At 41.5% G+C, this 17,748-nt stretch carries 19 protein-coding genes; 4 read left to right on the top strand and 15 right to left on the bottom strand.

Going from position 1 to position 17,748, the window contains the following annotated elements:
- Window positions 1-726 (top strand): fumarate reductase iron-sulfur subunit, encoded by a 726-nt coding sequence (locus AAEY97_RS16970; protein ID WP_351000253.1) that lies wholly within the window; start codon window positions 1-3, stop codon window positions 724-726.
- Between the two features lie 314 nt (window positions 727-1,040).
- Here the strand turns inward: AAEY97_RS16970 and rho are convergent, their stop codons facing one another.
- Complete coding sequence (gene rho, locus AAEY97_RS16965; protein WP_059747484.1) at window positions 1,041-2,303, bottom strand: transcription termination factor Rho; 1,263 nt, start codon at window positions 2,301-2,303, stop codon at window positions 1,041-1,043.
- Window positions 2,304-2,525: 222 nt separating this feature from the next.
- On the bottom strand, window positions 2,526-2,852 hold the full coding sequence (gene trxA / locus AAEY97_RS16960) for a thioredoxin TrxA (protein WP_011635949.1): 327 nt from the start codon (window positions 2,850-2,852) through the stop codon (window positions 2,526-2,528).
- Window positions 2,853-3,005: 153 nt separating this feature from the next.
- Between trxA and rhlB the strand changes: the two genes are divergently transcribed.
- Window positions 3,006-4,310, top strand: coding sequence for an ATP-dependent RNA helicase RhlB (gene rhlB / locus AAEY97_RS16955; protein WP_101086263.1), 1,305 nt, complete (start codon window positions 3,006-3,008; stop codon window positions 4,308-4,310).
- Window positions 4,311-4,313: 3 nt separating this feature from the next.
- Window positions 4,314-5,255, top strand: a complete 942-nt coding sequence (locus AAEY97_RS16950; protein ID WP_101086262.1) for a Ppx/GppA phosphatase family protein — start codon at window positions 4,314-4,316, stop codon at window positions 5,253-5,255.
- A gap of 112 nt (window positions 5,256-5,367) precedes the next feature.
- Here the strand turns inward: AAEY97_RS16950 and AAEY97_RS16945 are convergent, their stop codons facing one another.
- From AAEY97_RS16945 to rraA, 13 genes are all read right to left on the bottom strand, one after another.
- Window positions 5,368-5,919: a thioredoxin family protein gene (locus AAEY97_RS16945; protein WP_101086261.1), complete on the bottom strand. Its 552-nt coding sequence runs from the start codon at window positions 5,917-5,919 to the stop codon at window positions 5,368-5,370.
- A 228-nt stretch (window positions 5,920-6,147) separates the two neighbouring features.
- Entirely contained in the window at window positions 6,148-7,161 is a 1,014-nt protein-coding gene (gene hemB / locus AAEY97_RS16940) for a porphobilinogen synthase (RefSeq protein WP_101086260.1), read from the bottom strand.
- Between the two features lie 14 nt (window positions 7,162-7,175).
- On the bottom strand, window positions 7,176-9,101 hold the full coding sequence (locus AAEY97_RS16935; protein ID WP_351000251.1) for a sensor domain-containing diguanylate cyclase: 1,926 nt from the start codon (window positions 9,099-9,101) through the stop codon (window positions 7,176-7,178).
- Entirely contained in the window at window positions 9,098-9,916 is an 819-nt protein-coding gene (locus AAEY97_RS16930) for a TatD family hydrolase (RefSeq protein ID WP_351000248.1), read from the bottom strand. The genes AAEY97_RS16935 and AAEY97_RS16930 overlap by 4 nt, the downstream gene beginning before the upstream one ends.
- Before the next feature lie 18 nt (window positions 9,917-9,934).
- Window positions 9,935-10,471: a hypothetical protein gene (locus AAEY97_RS16925; protein ID WP_101086257.1), complete on the bottom strand. Its 537-nt coding sequence runs from the start codon at window positions 10,469-10,471 to the stop codon at window positions 9,935-9,937.
- 45 nt (window positions 10,472-10,516) lie between these two features.
- Window positions 10,517-11,263 carry a twin-arginine translocase subunit TatC gene (tatC, locus tag AAEY97_RS16920; protein ID WP_101086256.1) on the bottom strand — a complete coding sequence of 249 codons (747 nt, stop codon included), beginning with the start codon at window positions 11,261-11,263 and terminating at the stop codon, window positions 10,517-10,519.
- Window positions 11,264-11,266: 3 nt separating this feature from the next.
- Window positions 11,267-11,680, bottom strand: a complete 414-nt coding sequence (tatB, locus tag AAEY97_RS16915; protein ID WP_101086255.1) for a Sec-independent protein translocase protein TatB — start codon at window positions 11,678-11,680, stop codon at window positions 11,267-11,269.
- A gap of 6 nt (window positions 11,681-11,686) precedes the next feature.
- Complete coding sequence (gene tatA, locus AAEY97_RS16910; protein ID WP_351000245.1) at window positions 11,687-11,926, bottom strand: Sec-independent protein translocase subunit TatA; 240 nt, start codon at window positions 11,924-11,926, stop codon at window positions 11,687-11,689.
- A 110-nt stretch (window positions 11,927-12,036) separates the two neighbouring features.
- Window positions 12,037-13,686, bottom strand: a complete 1,650-nt coding sequence (gene ubiB, locus AAEY97_RS16905) for a ubiquinone biosynthesis regulatory protein kinase UbiB (RefSeq protein WP_101086253.1) — start codon at window positions 13,684-13,686, stop codon at window positions 12,037-12,039.
- Window positions 13,683-14,303: a ubiquinone biosynthesis accessory factor UbiJ gene (locus AAEY97_RS16900; RefSeq protein ID WP_351000242.1), complete on the bottom strand. Its 621-nt coding sequence runs from the start codon at window positions 14,301-14,303 to the stop codon at window positions 13,683-13,685. Before AAEY97_RS16900 ends, ubiB begins: the two co-directional genes overlap by 4 nt.
- Window positions 14,303-15,058: a bifunctional demethylmenaquinone methyltransferase/2-methoxy-6-polyprenyl-1,4-benzoquinol methylase UbiE gene (gene ubiE, locus AAEY97_RS16895; RefSeq protein WP_011635964.1), complete on the bottom strand. Its 756-nt coding sequence runs from the start codon at window positions 15,056-15,058 to the stop codon at window positions 14,303-14,305. The genes AAEY97_RS16900 and ubiE overlap by 1 nt, the downstream gene beginning before the upstream one ends.
- Before the next feature lie 255 nt (window positions 15,059-15,313).
- The gene (locus AAEY97_RS16890) at window positions 15,314-16,348 is read right to left on the bottom strand and encodes a formimidoylglutamase (protein ID WP_502959471.1); all 1,035 of its coding nucleotides are present in this window, start codon (window positions 16,346-16,348) and stop codon (window positions 15,314-15,316) included.
- A 93-nt stretch (window positions 16,349-16,441) separates the two neighbouring features.
- Complete coding sequence (rraA, locus tag AAEY97_RS16885; RefSeq protein WP_162022217.1) at window positions 16,442-16,927, bottom strand: ribonuclease E activity regulator RraA; 486 nt, start codon at window positions 16,925-16,927, stop codon at window positions 16,442-16,444.
- A 386-nt stretch (window positions 16,928-17,313) separates the two neighbouring features.
- Here rraA and AAEY97_RS16880 point away from each other — a divergent pair, with 386 nt between their 5' ends.
- The gene (locus AAEY97_RS16880; RefSeq protein WP_101086249.1) at window positions 17,314-17,562 is read left to right on the top strand and encodes a YgjV family protein; all 249 of its coding nucleotides are present in this window, start codon (window positions 17,314-17,316) and stop codon (window positions 17,560-17,562) included.
- The last annotated feature ends 186 nt before the right edge of the window (window positions 17,563-17,748 follow it).

Below are 17,748 nucleotides of genomic sequence, written 5' to 3'. Positions count from 1 at the left end.
ATGAGCCAAGCACGCACGTTAACTTTTTCAATTTTTCGATATGACCCGCAAGAGCCTGGCGACAAACCTAAAATGGTGAGTTACAGCTTAACAGAGGCACCCGGAATGACGGTGTTTATCGCGTTGAATCAGCTACGTGAAACACAAGACCCATCACTACAATTTGATTTTGTTTGTCGTGCGGGTATTTGCGGCAGTTGTGCCATGGTGATCAATGGTTTTCCGACGTTAGCTTGTCGAACCTTAACCGCTAATTATCCAGATGGACATATTAAATTGATGCCATTACCTGGCTTTGATTTAATTGGCGATCTGTCGGTAAATACCGGTAAATTTATGCGCGAATTATCTGAGCGTTTATCGTTGTGGTTGCATCCGAATAGTGCAGATAATGATATTCATCGTATCGAAACGCCGATGTCACCGGAAGAAGCAACCAAGCTTTATGAGTTAGAGCGATGCGTAGAATGTGGTGTATGTGTTTCTGCTTGTGCGACTAAACAAATGCGTGACACTTTTGTTGGCGCAGTCGGTATGATGAAAATTGCCCGTTTTGAATTAGACAGCCGTGATACTCGAACCGCTGATGATTTTTACCATGTCATAGGTAATCAAGATGGCGTGTTTGGTTGCATGACGTTACTCGGCTGCCAAGATACTTGCCCGAAAGATTTACCGCATATGCAGCAAATTGCGTATTTACGTCGGAAAATGGCTGCTGTATAGCGGAAAAGCTCGAGACTACGAGATGCTAGAGCGCTTCGCTGCTAGATGCTATACAAGCTAAAGCTTTAAAAGCGGGGGGATCGATAACGAACGGTAAAACGATAACAGGCGATGGCAAGTGGAAAGACTAGATGCTAGAGTGCTACGCAGCTACAGACGATACAAGCTAAAGCTTTTATAGCAGCGAAGCGTACTATCAGGACGAAGTCCGCTCTAGATTCTAGGCATGGCTTTGGTTAGTAACCGTGATATACATATAAAAATGCCGCTAAATTAGCGGCATTTTTGCGATTATTTTGCGTTTAGGTAATTAATTACTTAGCGCGTTTCATTGCTGTGAAGAATTCTTCGTTAGTTTTGGTCATAGCCAATTTATCGATTAAGAATTCCATTGCAGAAACTTCATCCATTGGATGTAAGATTTTACGTAAAATCCACATTTTTTGAAGTTCTTCAGTTGTCGTTAGCTTTTCTTCACGACGAGTACCAGAGCGATTGAAGTCAATCGCAGGGAATACGCGTTTTTCAGCAGCTTTACGAGAAAGGTGTAACTCTTGGTTACCAGTACCTTTAAATTCTTCGTAGATTACTTCGTCCATTTTCGAGCCTGTATCAACCAAGGCTGTGGCGATAATGGTTAAGCTGCCACCGTGTTCAATGTTACGTGCAGCACCAAAGAAACGCTTTGGACGATGCAGTGCGTTAGCATCAACACCACCGGTTAACACTTTACCCGATGAAGGGATGACGGTGTTATAAGCACGGGCTAAACGAGTAATCGAATCTAACAAAATGACGACGTCTTTTTTATGCTCAACTAAACGTTTTGCTTTCTCGATAACCATTTCGGCTACTTGAACGTGACGGCTGGCTGGTTCATCAAAGGTAGAAGCAATCACTTCGCCTTTTACCATACGCTGCATTTCGGTCACTTCTTCAGGACGTTCATCGATAAGTAATACCATTAACACCACATCTGGGTTGTTGTAAGTAATACTTTGAGCAATATTCTGTAGTAACAATGTTTTACCGGCTTTTGGCGGCGCAACAATCAAACCACGCTGGCCTTTACCGATTGGAGAACAAAGATCAAGAATACGCGAGGTGATGTCTTCTGTTGAACCATTACCGCGCTCCATGCGAAGGCGTTCTTCTGCATGTAATGGGGTTAAGTTTTCAAACAGGATTTTGTTGCGAGAGCTTTCTGGTTTATCAAAGTTGACTTCACTGACTTTCAACAGTGCAAAATATCTTTCGCCTTCTTTCGGCGGTCGAATTTTACCAAAAATACTGTCACCAGTACGCATGTTAAATCGACGAATTTGACTTGGAGAAACATAAATATCGTCAGGACCCGCAAGGTATGAGCCATCTGAACTTCTTAAAAATCCAAATCCGTCTTGGAGGATTTCTAATACACCGCCACCGAAGATGTCTTCTCCGCTTTTAGCGTGAGCTTTCAAAATTGAGAAGATGATATCTTGTTTACGGGTACGAGCCATATTTTCCAGATTCATGCTTTCAGCAAGCGAAACTAGATCTGAAATTGGCGTGTCTTTTAATTCTGTTAAATTCATGTATGGGAGTCTTGTTTTGCGCGACGAAGCTTACCGCAATCAATCAGCAAGTTTGAAAAGATATTTTATGATTGATAAACGAGAAGAGGTTAATTGAAAAAATCTGATGAATAAATTAGCACTTTATATGTTGGCCGTCCAGAAATTTAGCGTAAATAAAATCTAAAAACGGCACAAATTGTTCAAAACTTGTGCCGTTTAACATTTCTAGGCTATTTCTAGTTAGATTTTAGCGTCAATGAATTCTTTTAGTTGCGTCTTTGATAGTGCACCAACTTTAGTTGCCACTAGCTCGCCACCTTTGAACATTAACAATGTTGGAATACCGCGTACGCCGTATTTCGCAGGTGAAACGTTGTTTTGGTCAACGTTTAGTTTTGCGACGGTTAGTTTGCCTGCGTACTCTTCGGCAACATCGTTTAGGATTGGGGCAATCATTTTACAAGGACCACACCACTCAGCCCAGAAGTCGACTAATACTGGTGTTTCAGACTTTAATACGTCGTTTTCAAAGCTGTCATCGCTTAGGTATACAATTTTATCGCTCATGTAGTTCTCCAGATTTGGTTCCATTGCTAGTTTATTAATGGCTTACCATGTATATTGGGTCAGTTAAATAGCTTTTCAAGAGACCGTTTTAGTAATGTAGCTATTTCAAACGATCGAATCTTTTTTTGCAACCCCTACAGGTATGCTTGTGCTATGAGCCAAACACATTTATCGACCCAGAAATTCGCCGACTTCCCTTTAAAGCCCGAAATACTCGCGGCATTGAACGAGAACGGCTTTGAGTTTTGCACGCCAATACAGGCGTTATCTTTACCTATTTTACTTAATGCAAAAGATATTGCCGGACAAGCCCAAACCGGCACCGGTAAAACTATGGCATTTTTAGTGGCCACATTTAACCACTTACTCAATGTTGCTGCACCTGAGAGTCGCAAAGCAACCGAACCCCGCGCTATTATTATGGCGCCAACGCGAGAATTAGCAATTCAGATTGCTAAAGATGCCAAGTTATTAGCGGCACATACAGGCTTAAAAGTTGGTATTGTTTACGGTGGCGAAAGCTATGAAACCCAACGCGCTGTATTAGACAAAGGCGTTGATATTCTGATTGGTACCACCGGACGTATTATTGATTATGTACGTCAGGGTGTCATTAGTCTAAGCCACATTCAAGCCGTTGTGCTTGATGAAGCCGACCGTATGTTTGATCTTGGTTTTATTAAAGACATTCGCTTTTTGTTCCGCAGAATGCCTGATGCTAAGTCACGTTTGAATATGTTGTTTTCTGCCACGCTTTCAATGAAAGTGCAGGAATTAGCATACGATCATATGAATGATCCTGAAAAAGTTGAAATCGAACCATTAGAAAAAACTTCTAAAAATATCAAAGAAGAAATTTTCTATCCGTCGATGGAAGACAAGATGCGTTTATTACTGAGTCTAATCGAAGAAGATTGGCCAGATAAAGCGATTGTGTTTTCGAACACAAAACACAGCTGTGAAAAGTTGTGGTCTTATTTAGAAGGTGATGGTCATCGTGTGGGGTTGTTAACCGGCGATGTTCCGCAAAAGAAGCGTATTCGCATTCTTGAGCAATTTACCTCAGGTGATATCGATGTTTTAGTGGCAACAGATGTGGCCGCTCGTGGGTTACATATTTCTGATGTGTCACACGTATATAACTATGATTTACCTGATGATTGTGAAGATTATGTGCATCGTATTGGCCGAACAGGTCGTGCGGGACAGAAAGGTATTTCAGTCAGTTTTGCTTGTGAAGAATATGCACTGAATTTACCTGAAATTGAAACTTATATTAATCATTCAATTCCAGTGTCTAATTACGATAAAGATGCGTTACTAGATGATATTCCGCCTCCGGCGCGTATTCATCGTAAGCCTCCTACATCTCGGACTCGTGATGGTGGAAGTAAAGGTGCGCATCGTAGTGGTGGAAATACTTCGCGTCCGCCACGCCATAGGACTCGTAGACCATAGTCAATGCCATTGTTAACTGTATCTCAGCCGTATGCGGCGATAACATTAGGTTCTAACAGTTTCAATATGTTAGTGGCTAATTCGGTGGGTAATAAGCCGATTGTTATCGCTAAATATAAACGCAAAGTACGCCTTGCCGAAGGTATAGGTGATGACGGTATGTTGTCTGAACCTGTTATGCTGCGTGGTTTAGAATGCTTAGCCATGTTTGCCGACATGTTAGCGCAGCACCATATCGATAGCGCTAATGTGGCTGTATTTGCTACCGCTACTTTGCGTGTTATCCGTAATGCCGATGAATTTCACCAGCGAGCGATGCCAATATTGTTGCATCCAATCGAGGTCATTTCGGGATTGCGCGAAGCTGAACTGATTTATCAAGGTATGGTGGCCACCACTAAAGGTGAGGGACGCCGGTTAGTGATTGATATTGGCGGCGCTAGTACCGAGTTTATTATTGGTGACGGCAGTCAGGTGTTGTTTAAAACCAGTTTGCCAATGGGGTGCGTGCTATTTAATCAACGATTTTTTAGTCATGCGCCGCTTCAAAGCATCGATTTTGAACAGGCCGTAGATTACGTTAATATGATTTTGGCAGAACATCGTCCTCACTTACTCAATTTAGGGTGGCAAAGTGTTGTAGGGGCTTCTGGTGCGGTTCAATCAGTGGTATCGGTGTTACAGCATCGACAACGCTCGGAAGTGATTACCCTTAAGATTTTGTATGCTTTTCGTGATGAAATATTATCGCAAGCAGATGCAAGGCTTAGTGGTATTAACGGCTTAAATGCCGAACAAGCTCCCACATTTGCTGCGGGAGTTGCGATTTTAATCGCGTTGTTTGAAAGTCTATCAATGAGTCGTTTACATCTTGCTGGTGGCGCACTTCGCGAAGGCGTATTACAACTGTTAGCCGATCGCATAGCCGCTAAAGTCTCGTTGTAGTTACTGACATAAGCGTAATAAAAATAGGTCACCATTGGTGACCTATTTTTTTGATTATTAAGTTATTACTTTTAGTTGTTTAAACAAACATTTTCAATAACTTCTTACATAACTACTTTAAAATCTCAACTAAATCGGCTTCCAGTGTGGCTTGAGGGCGTTCAACGATACGACCTAGCTCATTGCCTTGCTGTTTAACGATAAACGTTGGAATGCGGCTGAACGCATATTTTGCCGCTAAACCTTCAGGGTCCTGCTTGCTTCGGTCGACACCAATGTATTCAACTTCAATGTTGGGATTGGCTGCCGCTTCAATAATTCGCATAAAGTGCGGTGTTTCGCGATGGCAATCTGGGCACCAAGTGCCAATAATCACGACTATTTGCGTCGGTTCATTAATGGCTTTGAGTACATCGATTGCTTGCGCATCAACTTGGTAATTGGTAAACCCTTCAGTATAGCCTGGTAATTCAGTCGTTAGAGTTTGTGGTTGGATTACGCCAGTTAAAATCACTTCTTGTTTCTCCTCGCTGCATGTTGCCATAAAGCCTTGTTGATCTTTTTCAAATGCGCAACCTGAATTCGCAGATGCGGCCATAGGCAGCATTTGGGCACTGAAAAAGAGTGCCGTGGTGGCCAATAATGTTCTAACGTTATTGTGCATGATAATGTCTCGCTTAAGAAGGAAATACTGTTCTTGAGTGTATTCAAGCATGCTTAAACAGGGCTGTTAAGAGACTATGAGCTATGATGTAGAGCTGATCACGATAATGAGGTGTATGTGACTTGTCCCACGAGGTAATTGAATTAAAACCGACGCAAAGTAGGCTGTGTTAAATTAAAAAAGCCAACCCGAGATGGATTGGCTTTATAACCACTTAATATCGGAGGTTTATGAGTTTTGTTCTTTAAGCCACTGAGCAGCACGTTTAGCAAAGTAGGTTAAAATACCATCAGCACCAGCGCGCTTAAAGCAAAGTAATGACTCCATCACAATGGCTTTTTCTGCTAACCAACCGTTTTGAATAGCAGCCATGTGCATGGCGTACTCACCACTGACTTGGTAAGCAAATGTTGGCACTGCTAATTCAGTTTTGACACGGCGTACTATGTCTAAATAAGGCATCCCTGGTTTAACCATGACCATGTCAGCACCTTCTTGGATATCTAATGCCACTTCGTGTAATGCTTCGTCGCTATTGGCCGGATCCATTTGGTAGCTGTGTTTATTGCCACCTTTTAAATTACTAGCCGATCCGACAGCATCACGAAAAGGACCATAATAACTTGAGGAATACTTAGCGGAATAAGCCATGATCTGAGTATTCACAAAGCCATTTTCTTCAAGGGCTTGGCGAATTGCACCTATACGACCGTCCATCATGTCTGATGGCGCGACAATATCTGCCCCTGCAGCGGCATGAGATAAAGCCTGCTTGACTAGGATCTCGGTGGTGATGTCATTCATGATATAACCAGTGTCATCGATAATACCGTCTTGACCATGAGTCGTGTAGGGATCTAAAGCTACATCAGTCATGATACCAAGCTGTGGAAATGCTTGCTTTAATTCACGCACGGCACGCTGCACTAATCCATCAGGATTGTAAGATTCTTCTGCCAGTAAACTCTTTTTATCCGCTGGCGTCACGGGGAATAATGCAATAAGCGGAATGCCAAGCTCAACCAGCTCAGCGGCTTCTTTTAACAATAGATCAACTGAAAATCGTTCAATTCCTGGCATTGAAGCAATTTTTTCTGAGCGTTGAAAACCTTCTAACACAAACATTGGATAAATGAGATCGTTAACTGTTAAGGTATTTTCAGACATTAAACGACGGCTAAATTCATGTTTACGCATGCGGCGCATTCTGCGCTGTGGAAAGGCACTAGTAATAATATTCAATTTCGACTCCTGGTTTAGATCTCGTCTGTTTCGAGCGGGTAATAGCAGACTTTGTTACGGCCACTGCGTTTGGCTTTATACAGGGCTTTATCTGCTTGTTCTAGTAATAGCATTGGATGCTCATCACTGTCGATAATTGTCTCACTCACACCGATACTGACCGTTAAGGGGATCGTGTAACCATTATGGGCAATGGTAAGATCGCTGATAGCTTGGCGAATTTGCTCCGCAACTAGCACAGCACCTTCTATATCTGTACTCGGTAATATAATAGCAAATTCTTCACCACCAAAACGTGATACGAGATCCGTTGGACGTTTAATGTATTCACATAATGTATTTGCAATCATCTTTATAGTGTAGTCGCCACTAAGGTGACCATATTGGTCATTGATATTTTTAAATTTATCGATATCAATCATTAACAAAGACATCGGTGTCTGTTGGCGTCGGCTAATACGGCCTTCTGCAATGAGGCGACGATCAAAAGCACTACGATTCTTCACTCCAGTAAGGCTGTCTATGGTGTTTTGTTCTGTCAGTTTTTGATTCACCTCATTGAGTTCACGTAAGGTAATTTCTAATTCAAGTGTCCGTTCTTGAACCATTTGCTCAAGTTTTTCACTATTTCCAGCCTCACTACGCAGTGCTTCTTCACGGATTTCTCGCAGCCGTTGTTCTTGCTCTAATGTCTGTTGCTGGATCTCAAATTTAGCCTTTCGTTCATCGTTATAACGTAAGGCGAGTACTGCCGCCATGGTGATGACTTCAAAAGTGAGTCCTATCATTACGGGGATCTGTGGCGATATGCTTAGGGTGATTAGACCGAGATAAATTAGCCCTGTAATGATGCACCCAATCATTAAGCCCATACGGCCAATGGCATATAAAGGGGCATTGCGTTGGCCGCTAAAAGCTTGGATTAATGAGAAAGCCATTAGGATTGTGCTGATAGTTAACACCACAAATGCTAAAACATACAGCGCAAAACTGTAGTTAATAAATGGCATGATGATCGTTAAGCCAAAACAAAGCACTGCCATGATGCGACAAATACGCAGCATTTTTAGATTATGATATTTTAGTTGCAATACTTTTTCAGTAAACATCAATGAAAAACCCAATGTTAATGGGATAATAATAATGAAAATATACTGTTGTATAATGGGCCATTGAGGCCACAAATAGCGAAATGATACGCCATGAATTGTCGCCGTGAGTAACGTAAGCCCTAATACATAGCCGCTGTAATAACTGTAACTATAAGATGCCGACGCGAGCGCGATAAACAAACTGAACAAGCAAATAGCGAGTAATAATCCTATTTGCATGCCATTAAACAAATTCTTAGTTTCAGTGAGTTGGGTTAGGTCGTTTGATGACCACAACACTAATGGCAAACTGATGCTACCTTTGCTGTCTATTTTTAAATAAAAAGTATGTGTATCACCAGGTTCAAAATTAACTGGGTATAAAAAGATATTGCTTTGTAATGGTCGTTGCTTAAACGGTAAAGAGTCGCCCATTATTTCAGTACTGACCAGTTCCCCATTGATCAGGTGGTATATTTTAACACTGTCGAGTAATGGGTTATCTAAGGCAATAATGCGTGATAGATGGTCGTTGGGATTAAATATACTAAAACTCACCCAATAGTTTTTAATGCCTATTTGATATGGTTGATTGGTATCAAGTTTTTTCCAGCTGTTTTCTGGCCGTTGTAATAATGTGGTTAGAGTTTCAATATCATTACTTTGATTGGCATAAACCCAATCTTGTAACTCAATTTTTGTTATGGAGTCTGATGTCAGTCTAAGCGGTATCCCAGAGAGTGTATTAGCCCAACAATTTTGGCCAATAAACAGCAAAAAAAATCCAATGAGTATCCTAAATTGATACTGGCATAACTGTTGTAAATGATGCGATATGATGGTCATCATGAGTTATTATTCACGCTAAAATGAACTGGCAGTTGGAAAAAGTCACAACTGTTTTTATAACATTCTTGCGCTAATGATTGTACTGATTGTTGGCGTAAATTGGCCATGTATTCGACAATATAAGGTAAGTATTGGGGTAAATTTTTACTCGATTTAGGTTTAGGTCGCATACTGCGAGGTAATAAGTAAGGACTATCGGTTTCTGCCATAATGCGATGATTAGGAATTAATGGTACTAATTGAGCAAGGTCTTGCCCTCGACGTTCATCGCAAATCCACCCAGTAATGCCAATGTATAAATCAGCGGCTAAGCACTCAATTAACTCATCTTTACTGCCAGTAAAACAGTGTAGTAAGGCATTAGGGAGATGAGCTCGATACTCATTTACAATGGCGATAAAATCACTATGCGCTTCACGACAATGCATCAGCACTGGCATATTGAGTTCGCAAGCTAGCTCTAATTGCGCTGCAAATGCCTTTCTTTGTACCGGGCGTGGTGAAAAGTCACGATTGTAGTCAAGCCCACATTCACCAATAGCTACCACGGTGTCTTGTTTGGCCAGCTGAGTTAAACGTGCTTTGCTATGTTGATCCCAAGATGATGCATGATGCGGATGTACACCTGTCGTGCAGTATAATTGTTGCGGGTATTGTTGGCAGAGAGATATTGAGTCGGAGCTTTCATTGAGATCGCTGCCAATAACAATTAACGGCGAAACATGATGTTTCGCCGCGTCATTGATAATAGTGTCAATATCGTGCTTCAGCCTTTCGCTAAGCAGATTAACAGCAATGTCGATGTATTGAGTCATGTAATAAAAGTACTGTAGTTACTTTAATCGTCTAACTCGGGTAGTAGCATTGCGATCATCGCTACCCAATAAAAATGAATTCAATGCACCTGTTTCAATAAAGATGCGTTGACCTTTTTTGATTTTATAATACTTTGAGCTACTTTGCTTCCAGACTTGACCATTGCTGAGTGTTATCACAAATGCGCCTAACGCATCTTTCTTAACACTAATGACTTCAGAGTAAATCTTATCGACTTCATCTTCTATGACTTTCTTTTGTAAACCAAAATCATCAACGCTGAGTACTTGAGGACTTGTTGCAACCAAAGGTAACACAACGTTTGGTGTAGCGGGTGGCCTTGGAGCCTCTGATGGGGCAATCTTAGTTGTATTTGCCGTCGTCATTATGTGAGCACTGGGTTTAGCATTAGCCGCTAATTCGTCATAACAAGTTAATCGCACAGTTTTGTCCGTTTTAGCTGCACATATAGACAGTTGCTGGCCAAGATTGGTATTGGCATATGCATTAGCCGAGATCAATACGATCCCGACGGCAATTAAACTTAAACGCATTGATTCTTCCTTATTATTTTAGTCTGTAGAGCCTTTCTTTATCGCTTAATTTTCAGCTTCTTCGTTCTCTGGCTCATCTTCTTTTTTGCTGTAGAAACGCGCGGCGATTAGTCCACCTTCAAACAATAACAGCATTGGTACGGCTAGCATAGTCTGCGAGATAATATCGGGAGGCGTGAGTACCATGCCAACAACAAAAGCTCCTACTACAATATAAGGACGTTTTTGGCGTAACTCATCGGGTGTTGTAACACCAGCCCAGCAAAGCAAAACGACTGCTACAGGTATTTCAAAAGCTAAACCAAAGGCAAAAAATAATTTTAGAATAAAACTCAAATAACTGCTGATATCAGTAGCAACTTGCACGCCTTCTGGAACGACACTGGTGAAAAACCCAAATACAACTGGGAAAACAATATAGTAAGCAAAGGCTATTCCAAGATAAAACAACAGGGTGCTGCTGGCTAACAAGGGAACAACTAAGCGTTTTTCATGTTTGTATAACCCAGGTGCTACAAAAGACCATACTTGATAAAGCACATAGGGAATGGCGATGAAGAATGCTAATACTAGTGTTAATTTAAAGGGTGCAAAAAAAGGCGCGGCTACGTCGGTTGCAATCATACTGCCCGTTTCTGGAAGCGAGCGCATTAAAGGCAAAGCTATGTAGTGATAAATATCGTTAGCCCAATACACAATAGTAATGAATACCAATAACACACTGCCAATGGCTTTAAGCAATTTGTTACGTAATTCAAGCAAATGGCTAATAAGCGGTTGCTGTTGCGACATGGATTATCCGTTTGATTTAGGGTTTGAACTGTTTTCGCTAGTCACTTCAGATGACTTAGCTTCTTTGACTGAAGGAGACTCGTCAGCTGATTTTTTTGGCTCGACAGGTGATGTGTCTTCAACCTTATAAGGACGATTCACTGATTCAGCGGCTTTTTTCAGCTGATCAATCGACTCTTGTAACTCTGGCGACAAATTGGCTAAACCTTTGCTTTCAGCTTTTTTTAAATCAGCATGTAACTGATCAATTTTAAGCTCTTGCTCAAGTTCATCTTTGACAGAGTTAGCCATGCGCTTAAGCGCACGGATCCAACCTGTTAACGAACGTACTGCAACCGGTAGTCTTTCGGGGCCTAGTACCACTAGCCCCAAAATACCGATCAGCAGCAGCTCCATAAAGCCGATACCGTCAAACATAATAAATTACGCCTGTTTATCTTTAGATTTTGTTTCAGGTTGCTTTTCTGCAGCCTGTTGCGAAGTCGCTGCCGTTTGGTCTTTGTCTTCTAGTGATTTACTTTCATCTTCTGGAGTCATGGCGTTTTTAAAGCCTTTTACTGCTCCACCTAAATCACCGCCCAAAGAACGCAATTTTTTAGTCCCAAATAATAGAATGACAATTAACGCTACGATTAGAAGCTGCCAAATACTGATGCCGCCCATGAAGATTTTCCTCTTTAAAGTAAAAATGGTTTTTGTAAAAAAGTTATTTCAAAATCCATAATAACACCCAATTCTTTAAGTATTATGAACCTCTAATAAATTAGTGCTAGCTAAAACTTACGATTCTTTGGCCTAGATCGCCATCCTATTGCCCAAATCAATATGCCTGCACCTATACAGGTATATGCAGGCCATAGTGTAGCTATTTGAGTAAATAAAATTGTGCCACAGATCAATAATACAGCCGAAGTGATAAGTAGATAATTACTCTTGTGCGATTTCTGTTGGTAGCGCAAGTACTTATCTAACATTTGCTGTTGAGTGCCGAGTAATTTACGGCCTAGTTTTAAATTGTCGTAAATTAATTCAGGAAACTCAGGGAGTTTATCAGCCCAAAATGGCGCATTTGATTTTACTTTATTGAACATGGCTTTAGGGCCAACTTGTTCTGACATCCAATTTTCTAGGAAGGGTTTGGCGGTTTGCCATAAATCTAATTGTGGATATAACTGACGGCCTAAACCTTCAATATACAGTAAGGTTTTTTCGAGTAACACCAATTGTGGCTGCACCACAATATCAAAATGACGCGCAGTTCTAAACAGCTCTAACAGAACATGACCGAATGAAATTTCATCCAATGGTTTATTAAACATGGGTTCGCAAACTACTTTTACAGCTTGTTCAAACGCAATAATATCTGTGTGTTCAGATACCCAACCTGACTCAATATACAGCTGGGCAATACGGTGATAATCGCGATTAAAAAAGGCTAAAAAGTTTTCTGCTAGGTAACGTTTATCCACTTCGGTTAATGTGCCCATAATGCCGCAGTCTAGGCCGATATAAAATGGGTCGTCTGGATGTTCACGACTGATAAAAATATTGCCTGGATGCATATCTGCGTGGAAAAAATTGTCGCGAAACACTTGGGTGAAAAACAATTCCACACCGCGTTCAGCAAGCAGTTTAAAGTTGGTACCTTGAGCTCGTAACGCTTCGGTGTCAGAGACTGGAATACCGTAAATGCGTTCCATGACCATAAGGCGTTGATAACTGTGTTCTTCGTAAACAAAAGGCACATACAGCGAATTAGAATCCAGAAAATTATTGCGCAGCTTGATGGCGTTAAGCGCTTCTAGCTTTAAGTTTAGCTCGCCTAAAATGGTGGTGCGGTAATCTTCAATCACTTCTGCTGGGCGTAAACGATTACCGTCACCTAATAAGGTTTCGAGTAAGTTAGCCGTTTGAGTCATTAACTGTAAGTCAGCTAATATCTGCTGCTCAACATTAGGTCGCAGCACTTTAAGCACCACGGCTTTACCGTTAGATTTTAAGGTAGCGGTGTGTACTTGCGATATGGATGCAGAGGCAAGTGGTGTATCGTTAAAATCATCAAAATAGGTTGCGATAGGAGCACCAAGCTCAGCTTCAATGGCTTCTCGTGCTAAAGCAGAATCAAACGGTGGCACTCTGTCTTGCAACATGGCCAACTGATACGCCCATTCGTCGTCAAGTAAATCACGGCGAGTCGACAGCATTTGCCCTAATTTGATGTATACCGGCCCTAAATCTTGCATCGCTAATTTTAAGCGCTCTGCAGGCGATTTAGTTTTATGCTTATTACGGATCCAAAATAAGCTGTTGCGCACAATGGCGAAATACCAGGGCTTTTTGTGTTTAGGTATTAAGTCATCTAAGCCAAAATGCAGAATGGTTTTAATGACATGGTAACCACGCCTGATACTTGCAGTTGTCATTGCGTTATTTGATCTCTTAATTGGGCTATCTTGACTTCGATACGTTCGGTTTGACTCACCAGTTCGTCCAGATTATCACGAAAATGTAGCCATTCGATTTTATGCGGCGCTAGGCGATATTCTTCAGTGGTTAACTGGCTGATGTGTGAGCGAGTTTTTTGTAAGACCAGCTTGATATCATGGTTAAATTGTTTTGCTGTAGCAACGAGTTTATGCGTCGGAGCATCACCAATATAACGTGATAATGGTTCGGCAAAATCAACATGAATATTCTGTAAATAATGGCTTAACGATTGCAGTAATTGAATATCGCCTTCCAAACTGAGTTTATCTTGTTTGATAAGCTCAGTTAAATTAGCGCCTTCAGTCAGCTGATATAATGTTGATACATCAGCACGTACGGTTACTGCTACATCACCTTCGTAATGGCTCAGCACTTGAATTTGTTTGGCAAACACCAAATAAATGGGCCAGTTTAACTGACTCAGCTGGATACAAAATACTTTGCCGTGCAATGACTTTTGGCGAGCATAGTCACTTTTAGCCTGTGCTGGCAGTTGGTTAAAAGCGGTTTCAATGGCAGCACAAGTTAACAAAGCAAAGTGATTAGGGGTCATTAGAACTTATAACCTCTATGCAATGCGACAACGCCGTCTGTCATGTTGGTGTAGTCGACTTGTTCAAAACCGGCATCGACCATCATTTGTTTAAGCGTTTCTTGATCAGGATGCATCCGAATTGATTCGGCAAGGTATTCGTAGCTGTCAGCATCTTTAGTGATTAATGCGCCCATTTTAGGTAACACCTTAAAGCTATACATGTCGTAAACTTTACGCATTAATTCATGTTTAGGTGTTGAAAACTCAAGCACGAGTAGTTTTCCACCCGGCTTTAATACTCGTTGCATTGAACGTAACGCCGCATCTTTATCGGTAACATTACGTAAACCAAACGCGATAGTGATGATATCAAAATGGTTATCAGGAAACGGCAGTGCTTCAGCGTTAGCTTGAACATAGCTGACGTTATTGACGATACCTTTGTCACGTAATTTAGTGCGACCGACCTTGAGCATGGAATCATTAATGTCAGCAAGAACGACTTGACCTCTATCGCCGACTAAATGTGAAAACTTAGCCGTGAGATCGCCAGTACCACCGGCTAAATCAAGCACTTTCATCCCCGGTCTTGCAGCAGCGACTTCAATGGTGTGGCGCTTCCAAAAGCGGTGAACTCCAAAAGACATCACGTCATTCATAATGTCGTATTTTGCCGCGACGGAATGAAACACGTCAGCGACTAAGTCTGCTTTTTTATCGGCTTCGACAGTTTTATATCCAAAATGAGTGTTTTTCGGTTCGCCTTCAGACATCGGTATATTCCTATAATGTGCGATAATTAATAGCGAGTGTATGCCATTGCGAATGATTGCTGAAATGCTGTGGTGCGAGAGTGTGACAACAATCAATTAGTTGTCTTACCTTGCACCTAATATACATTTCACTTCAACTTGAACGCAGCAATGAGCTTCGCGTCGATTAGCCCCAATAAAAAGCAGCAGTTAAGGCTAAAAAATTGCCTGCATTAGAGCATAAAATTAGCCTTTAATGAATAGCCGTAGCTGATTCTAATTCAGACCGGTTAATCGACCCTGAAGATAAGCATAAATTAACTCACTGAGACCTTGACCTGCATCGCGGTAACCCGCTTCTAACCCCGCGTGATGACATGCTGGGGCAGTTTCTGCAAAATGAGCGTAATGGCATGGACAATGCTTAGCAATATAATGCACATAATGGCAGGCATCGAGTATCGATATACCGGCAAAAGTCGCTGCACTGCTAGGCATATTGGCAATCGCATCGACATCGAGCTCTAATGCGACGGGCAGTTGGGTTTGATTTAATGCTTTAGCGATTTGTTTTAATGCGGTTTCTAGCGACAGTTCACGCCGGATCCAAATTTGTTGAAAACTGTTCCATGTAGCGCCAAACAGGCTCAGTTGTTCTAGGGTTTCTTCGCTATTTTTTAATTCATGCAAGCCGAGAATATGATAATGGTCGAGTGCGCCATTGGCGGCGGCATAACTAAATCCATTTCCGCTGTGGCGACCTTCTCGTGGTCTAAAATCACTGTGTGGATCGAGGTTGACGGCTGCGACAGGTAGGCCTGTAGTGGCTTTTGTTGCCATTAATAAACCATAAGCATTATTGTGGCCGCCGCCGATAACGATGGGTTCTAATCCTGCTTGCATGATTTCACTTACTGCAGCAATGACGATGTCATCCAATTGTGCGGTTGCTTGGCGTAATTGTTCAACGGTAGCGGTTGTGGATACTGATGTATCAAGACTGATTTGGCCTAAAATGGCACATTCGTTACCATTAAGAAATCGATTGGACTGTAAATTAATCAACTGTTTCATGCTAGCGATAAAGGCATCATCAGCGCCGCCTCGGCCGAGGTTAGCTCGTGGTCCCACATCTTCTGCAATGGCAATAATGGCAAACTGGGCGCCACTGGATTTAGCCTGTTGTGCATTTTGTGCTAATGACAGTTCAGCCGATGCCAGATAAACCTGTTGGCCTATTTTGGTTTCATTAGGGCGTAAACTTAATAATGCATCGCAATGCTGCTGAGTAAATGCGCTAAACATGGTGATTCTCCGAATTACAGCCACAAAAAAACCAGCATAGCTGGTTTTTAAAGGAATTGTCTGCCAGCTTTTTACAAAGCTAAATTGGCTATGACGGGGTTATTCAATATCTAATGGTTCTGGAGACAGAATAACGCCCGTGTTATCAGCATAGATATGATCACCCGGTAAGAAGGTCACGCCACCAAAATTAACTGGAATTTCGATTTCGCCCACACCGTTACTTTCAGCACCGACAGGAATCGAAGCAAGCGCTTGGATACCAATATCAAGTTCTTCAAGAGCGTCAACGTCACGTACTGAACCGTAAATGAGAATACCTTCCCAATTATTGGCTACAGCAATTTCAGCAATTCTAGCATCGAGTAGCGCACGTCTTAACGATCCACCACCATCGACTAATAGGACTTTACCTTCACCGTCTTCTTCTAAAGCATCAGCAATCAAGCCATTATCTTCAAAACACTTAATTGTACTGATTGAGCCACCGAAGGAGCTGCAACCACCGTAGTTACTGAACATTGGTTCGACGACATCGACTACATCTATATACATGTCGCAGAGTTCTGAGGTGTTGTATTCCATATTTCACTCCTGTTGGACAGCAAAGGTAAATTGCTGGGTAAAGCAAAGTTAAATGAATTATATGAGCTTTTTATGAAAATAAAAGCCTTATCAATCACTGGATTGTTATAAATCAACTTATGGTGTGACTTATGCGCAGATGACGCATTGGCCTAAATAGAGAACAGGGATCAAATTTGTAAGTAATTTTCTTTCAAATTGAACCAATTAGTCGATATATGTTGATTTAGGTCATCCTAATACGTTTTTTAATTACATTTTTGCTCTACAGTTTGTTAGCATATTGCTAGATTTATTAATGTTAGTTTACAAAATAATACTAGCTTTAGGGGCACGGAACCCCCGTTACGCATACGGAAGGCAGAGAGCCTGAAACAGAGGTTCTTATGGAAAATATCAATATTATTGAAGTATTAGGCTATGCCGCATCCGTTATGGTTGCCATTTCACTAATGATGAAAGACATCGTTTTACTAAGATGGTTAAACTTTATTGGCTGTTCTTTTTTTGTCGCCTACGGATATGCAATCGAAGCATGGCCAGTAGCGGGCATGAATGCCTTTGTTGCATGCATTAACATTTTTCACTTAATTAAGATTTATCGTAATAAAGGTGCACAGCCACAAACTGCATAATTGCACGAGTCATATTAAGTTATCGTGTTAGTGAATGACGATAACACGGTCGCGATTAATAACCCCTCAAGCCAAACTTGAGGGGTTATTGCTTTAAATCGCTTTGATTTAAAGCAATAAATGGCTATCAAACCGCTCTGTATTCCCCTGTCTGCGTTTTAATGGCCCACAATAAGCTCTCTATTG

It is taken from the genome of Shewanella sp. TB7-MNA-CIBAN-0143, from assembly GCF_040310065.1.
Lineage (GTDB): Bacteria > Pseudomonadota > Gammaproteobacteria > Enterobacterales > Shewanellaceae > Shewanella.
The sequence above is the reverse complement of the archived record's forward strand: the minus strand, read 5'-3'. Positions and strand labels throughout refer to the sequence as shown.

Excerpts from the sequence above, each read along its gene's own strand:
- AAEY97_RS16970 (WP_351000253.1), top strand. The coding sequence starts at position 1 with ATGAGCCAAGCACGCACGTTAACTTTTTCAATTTTTCGATATGACCCG.
- rho (WP_059747484.1), bottom strand. The coding sequence starts at position 2,303 with ATGAATTTAACAGAATTAAAAGACACGCCAATTTCAGATCTAGTTTCG.
- trxA (WP_011635949.1), bottom strand. The coding sequence starts at position 2,852 with ATGAGCGATAAAATTGTATACCTAAGCGATGACAGCTTTGAAAACGAC.
- rhlB (WP_101086263.1), top strand. The coding sequence starts at position 3,006 with ATGAGCCAAACACATTTATCGACCCAGAAATTCGCCGACTTCCCTTTA.
- AAEY97_RS16950 (WP_101086262.1), top strand. The coding sequence starts at position 4,314 with ATGCCATTGTTAACTGTATCTCAGCCGTATGCGGCGATAACATTAGGT.
- AAEY97_RS16945 (WP_101086261.1), bottom strand. The coding sequence starts at position 5,919 with ATGCACAATAACGTTAGAACATTATTGGCCACCACGGCACTCTTTTTC.
- AAEY97_RS16935 (WP_351000251.1), bottom strand. The coding sequence starts at position 9,101 with ATGATGACCATCATATCGCATCATTTACAACAGTTATGCCAGTATCAA.
- AAEY97_RS16930 (WP_351000248.1), bottom strand. The coding sequence starts at position 9,916 with ATGACTCAATACATCGACATTGCTGTTAATCTGCTTAGCGAAAGGCTG.
- AAEY97_RS16925 (WP_101086257.1), bottom strand. The coding sequence starts at position 10,471 with ATGCGTTTAAGTTTAATTGCCGTCGGGATCGTATTGATCTCGGCTAAT.
- tatC (WP_101086256.1), bottom strand. The coding sequence starts at position 11,263 with ATGTCGCAACAGCAACCGCTTATTAGCCATTTGCTTGAATTACGTAAC.
- tatB (WP_101086255.1), bottom strand. The coding sequence starts at position 11,680 with ATGTTTGACGGTATCGGCTTTATGGAGCTGCTGCTGATCGGTATTTTG.
- tatA (WP_351000245.1), bottom strand. The coding sequence starts at position 11,926 with ATGGGCGGCATCAGTATTTGGCAGCTTCTAATCGTAGCGTTAATTGTC.
- ubiB (WP_101086253.1), bottom strand. The coding sequence starts at position 13,686 with ATGACAACTGCAAGTATCAGGCGTGGTTACCATGTCATTAAAACCATT.
- AAEY97_RS16900 (WP_351000242.1), bottom strand. The coding sequence starts at position 14,303 with ATGACCCCTAATCACTTTGCTTTGTTAACTTGTGCTGCCATTGAAACC.
- ubiE (WP_011635964.1), bottom strand. The coding sequence starts at position 15,058 with ATGTCTGAAGGCGAACCGAAAAACACTCATTTTGGATATAAAACTGTC.
- rraA (WP_162022217.1), bottom strand. The coding sequence starts at position 16,927 with ATGGAATACAACACCTCAGAACTCTGCGACATGTATATAGATGTAGTC.
- AAEY97_RS16880 (WP_101086249.1), top strand. The coding sequence starts at position 17,314 with ATGGAAAATATCAATATTATTGAAGTATTAGGCTATGCCGCATCCGTT.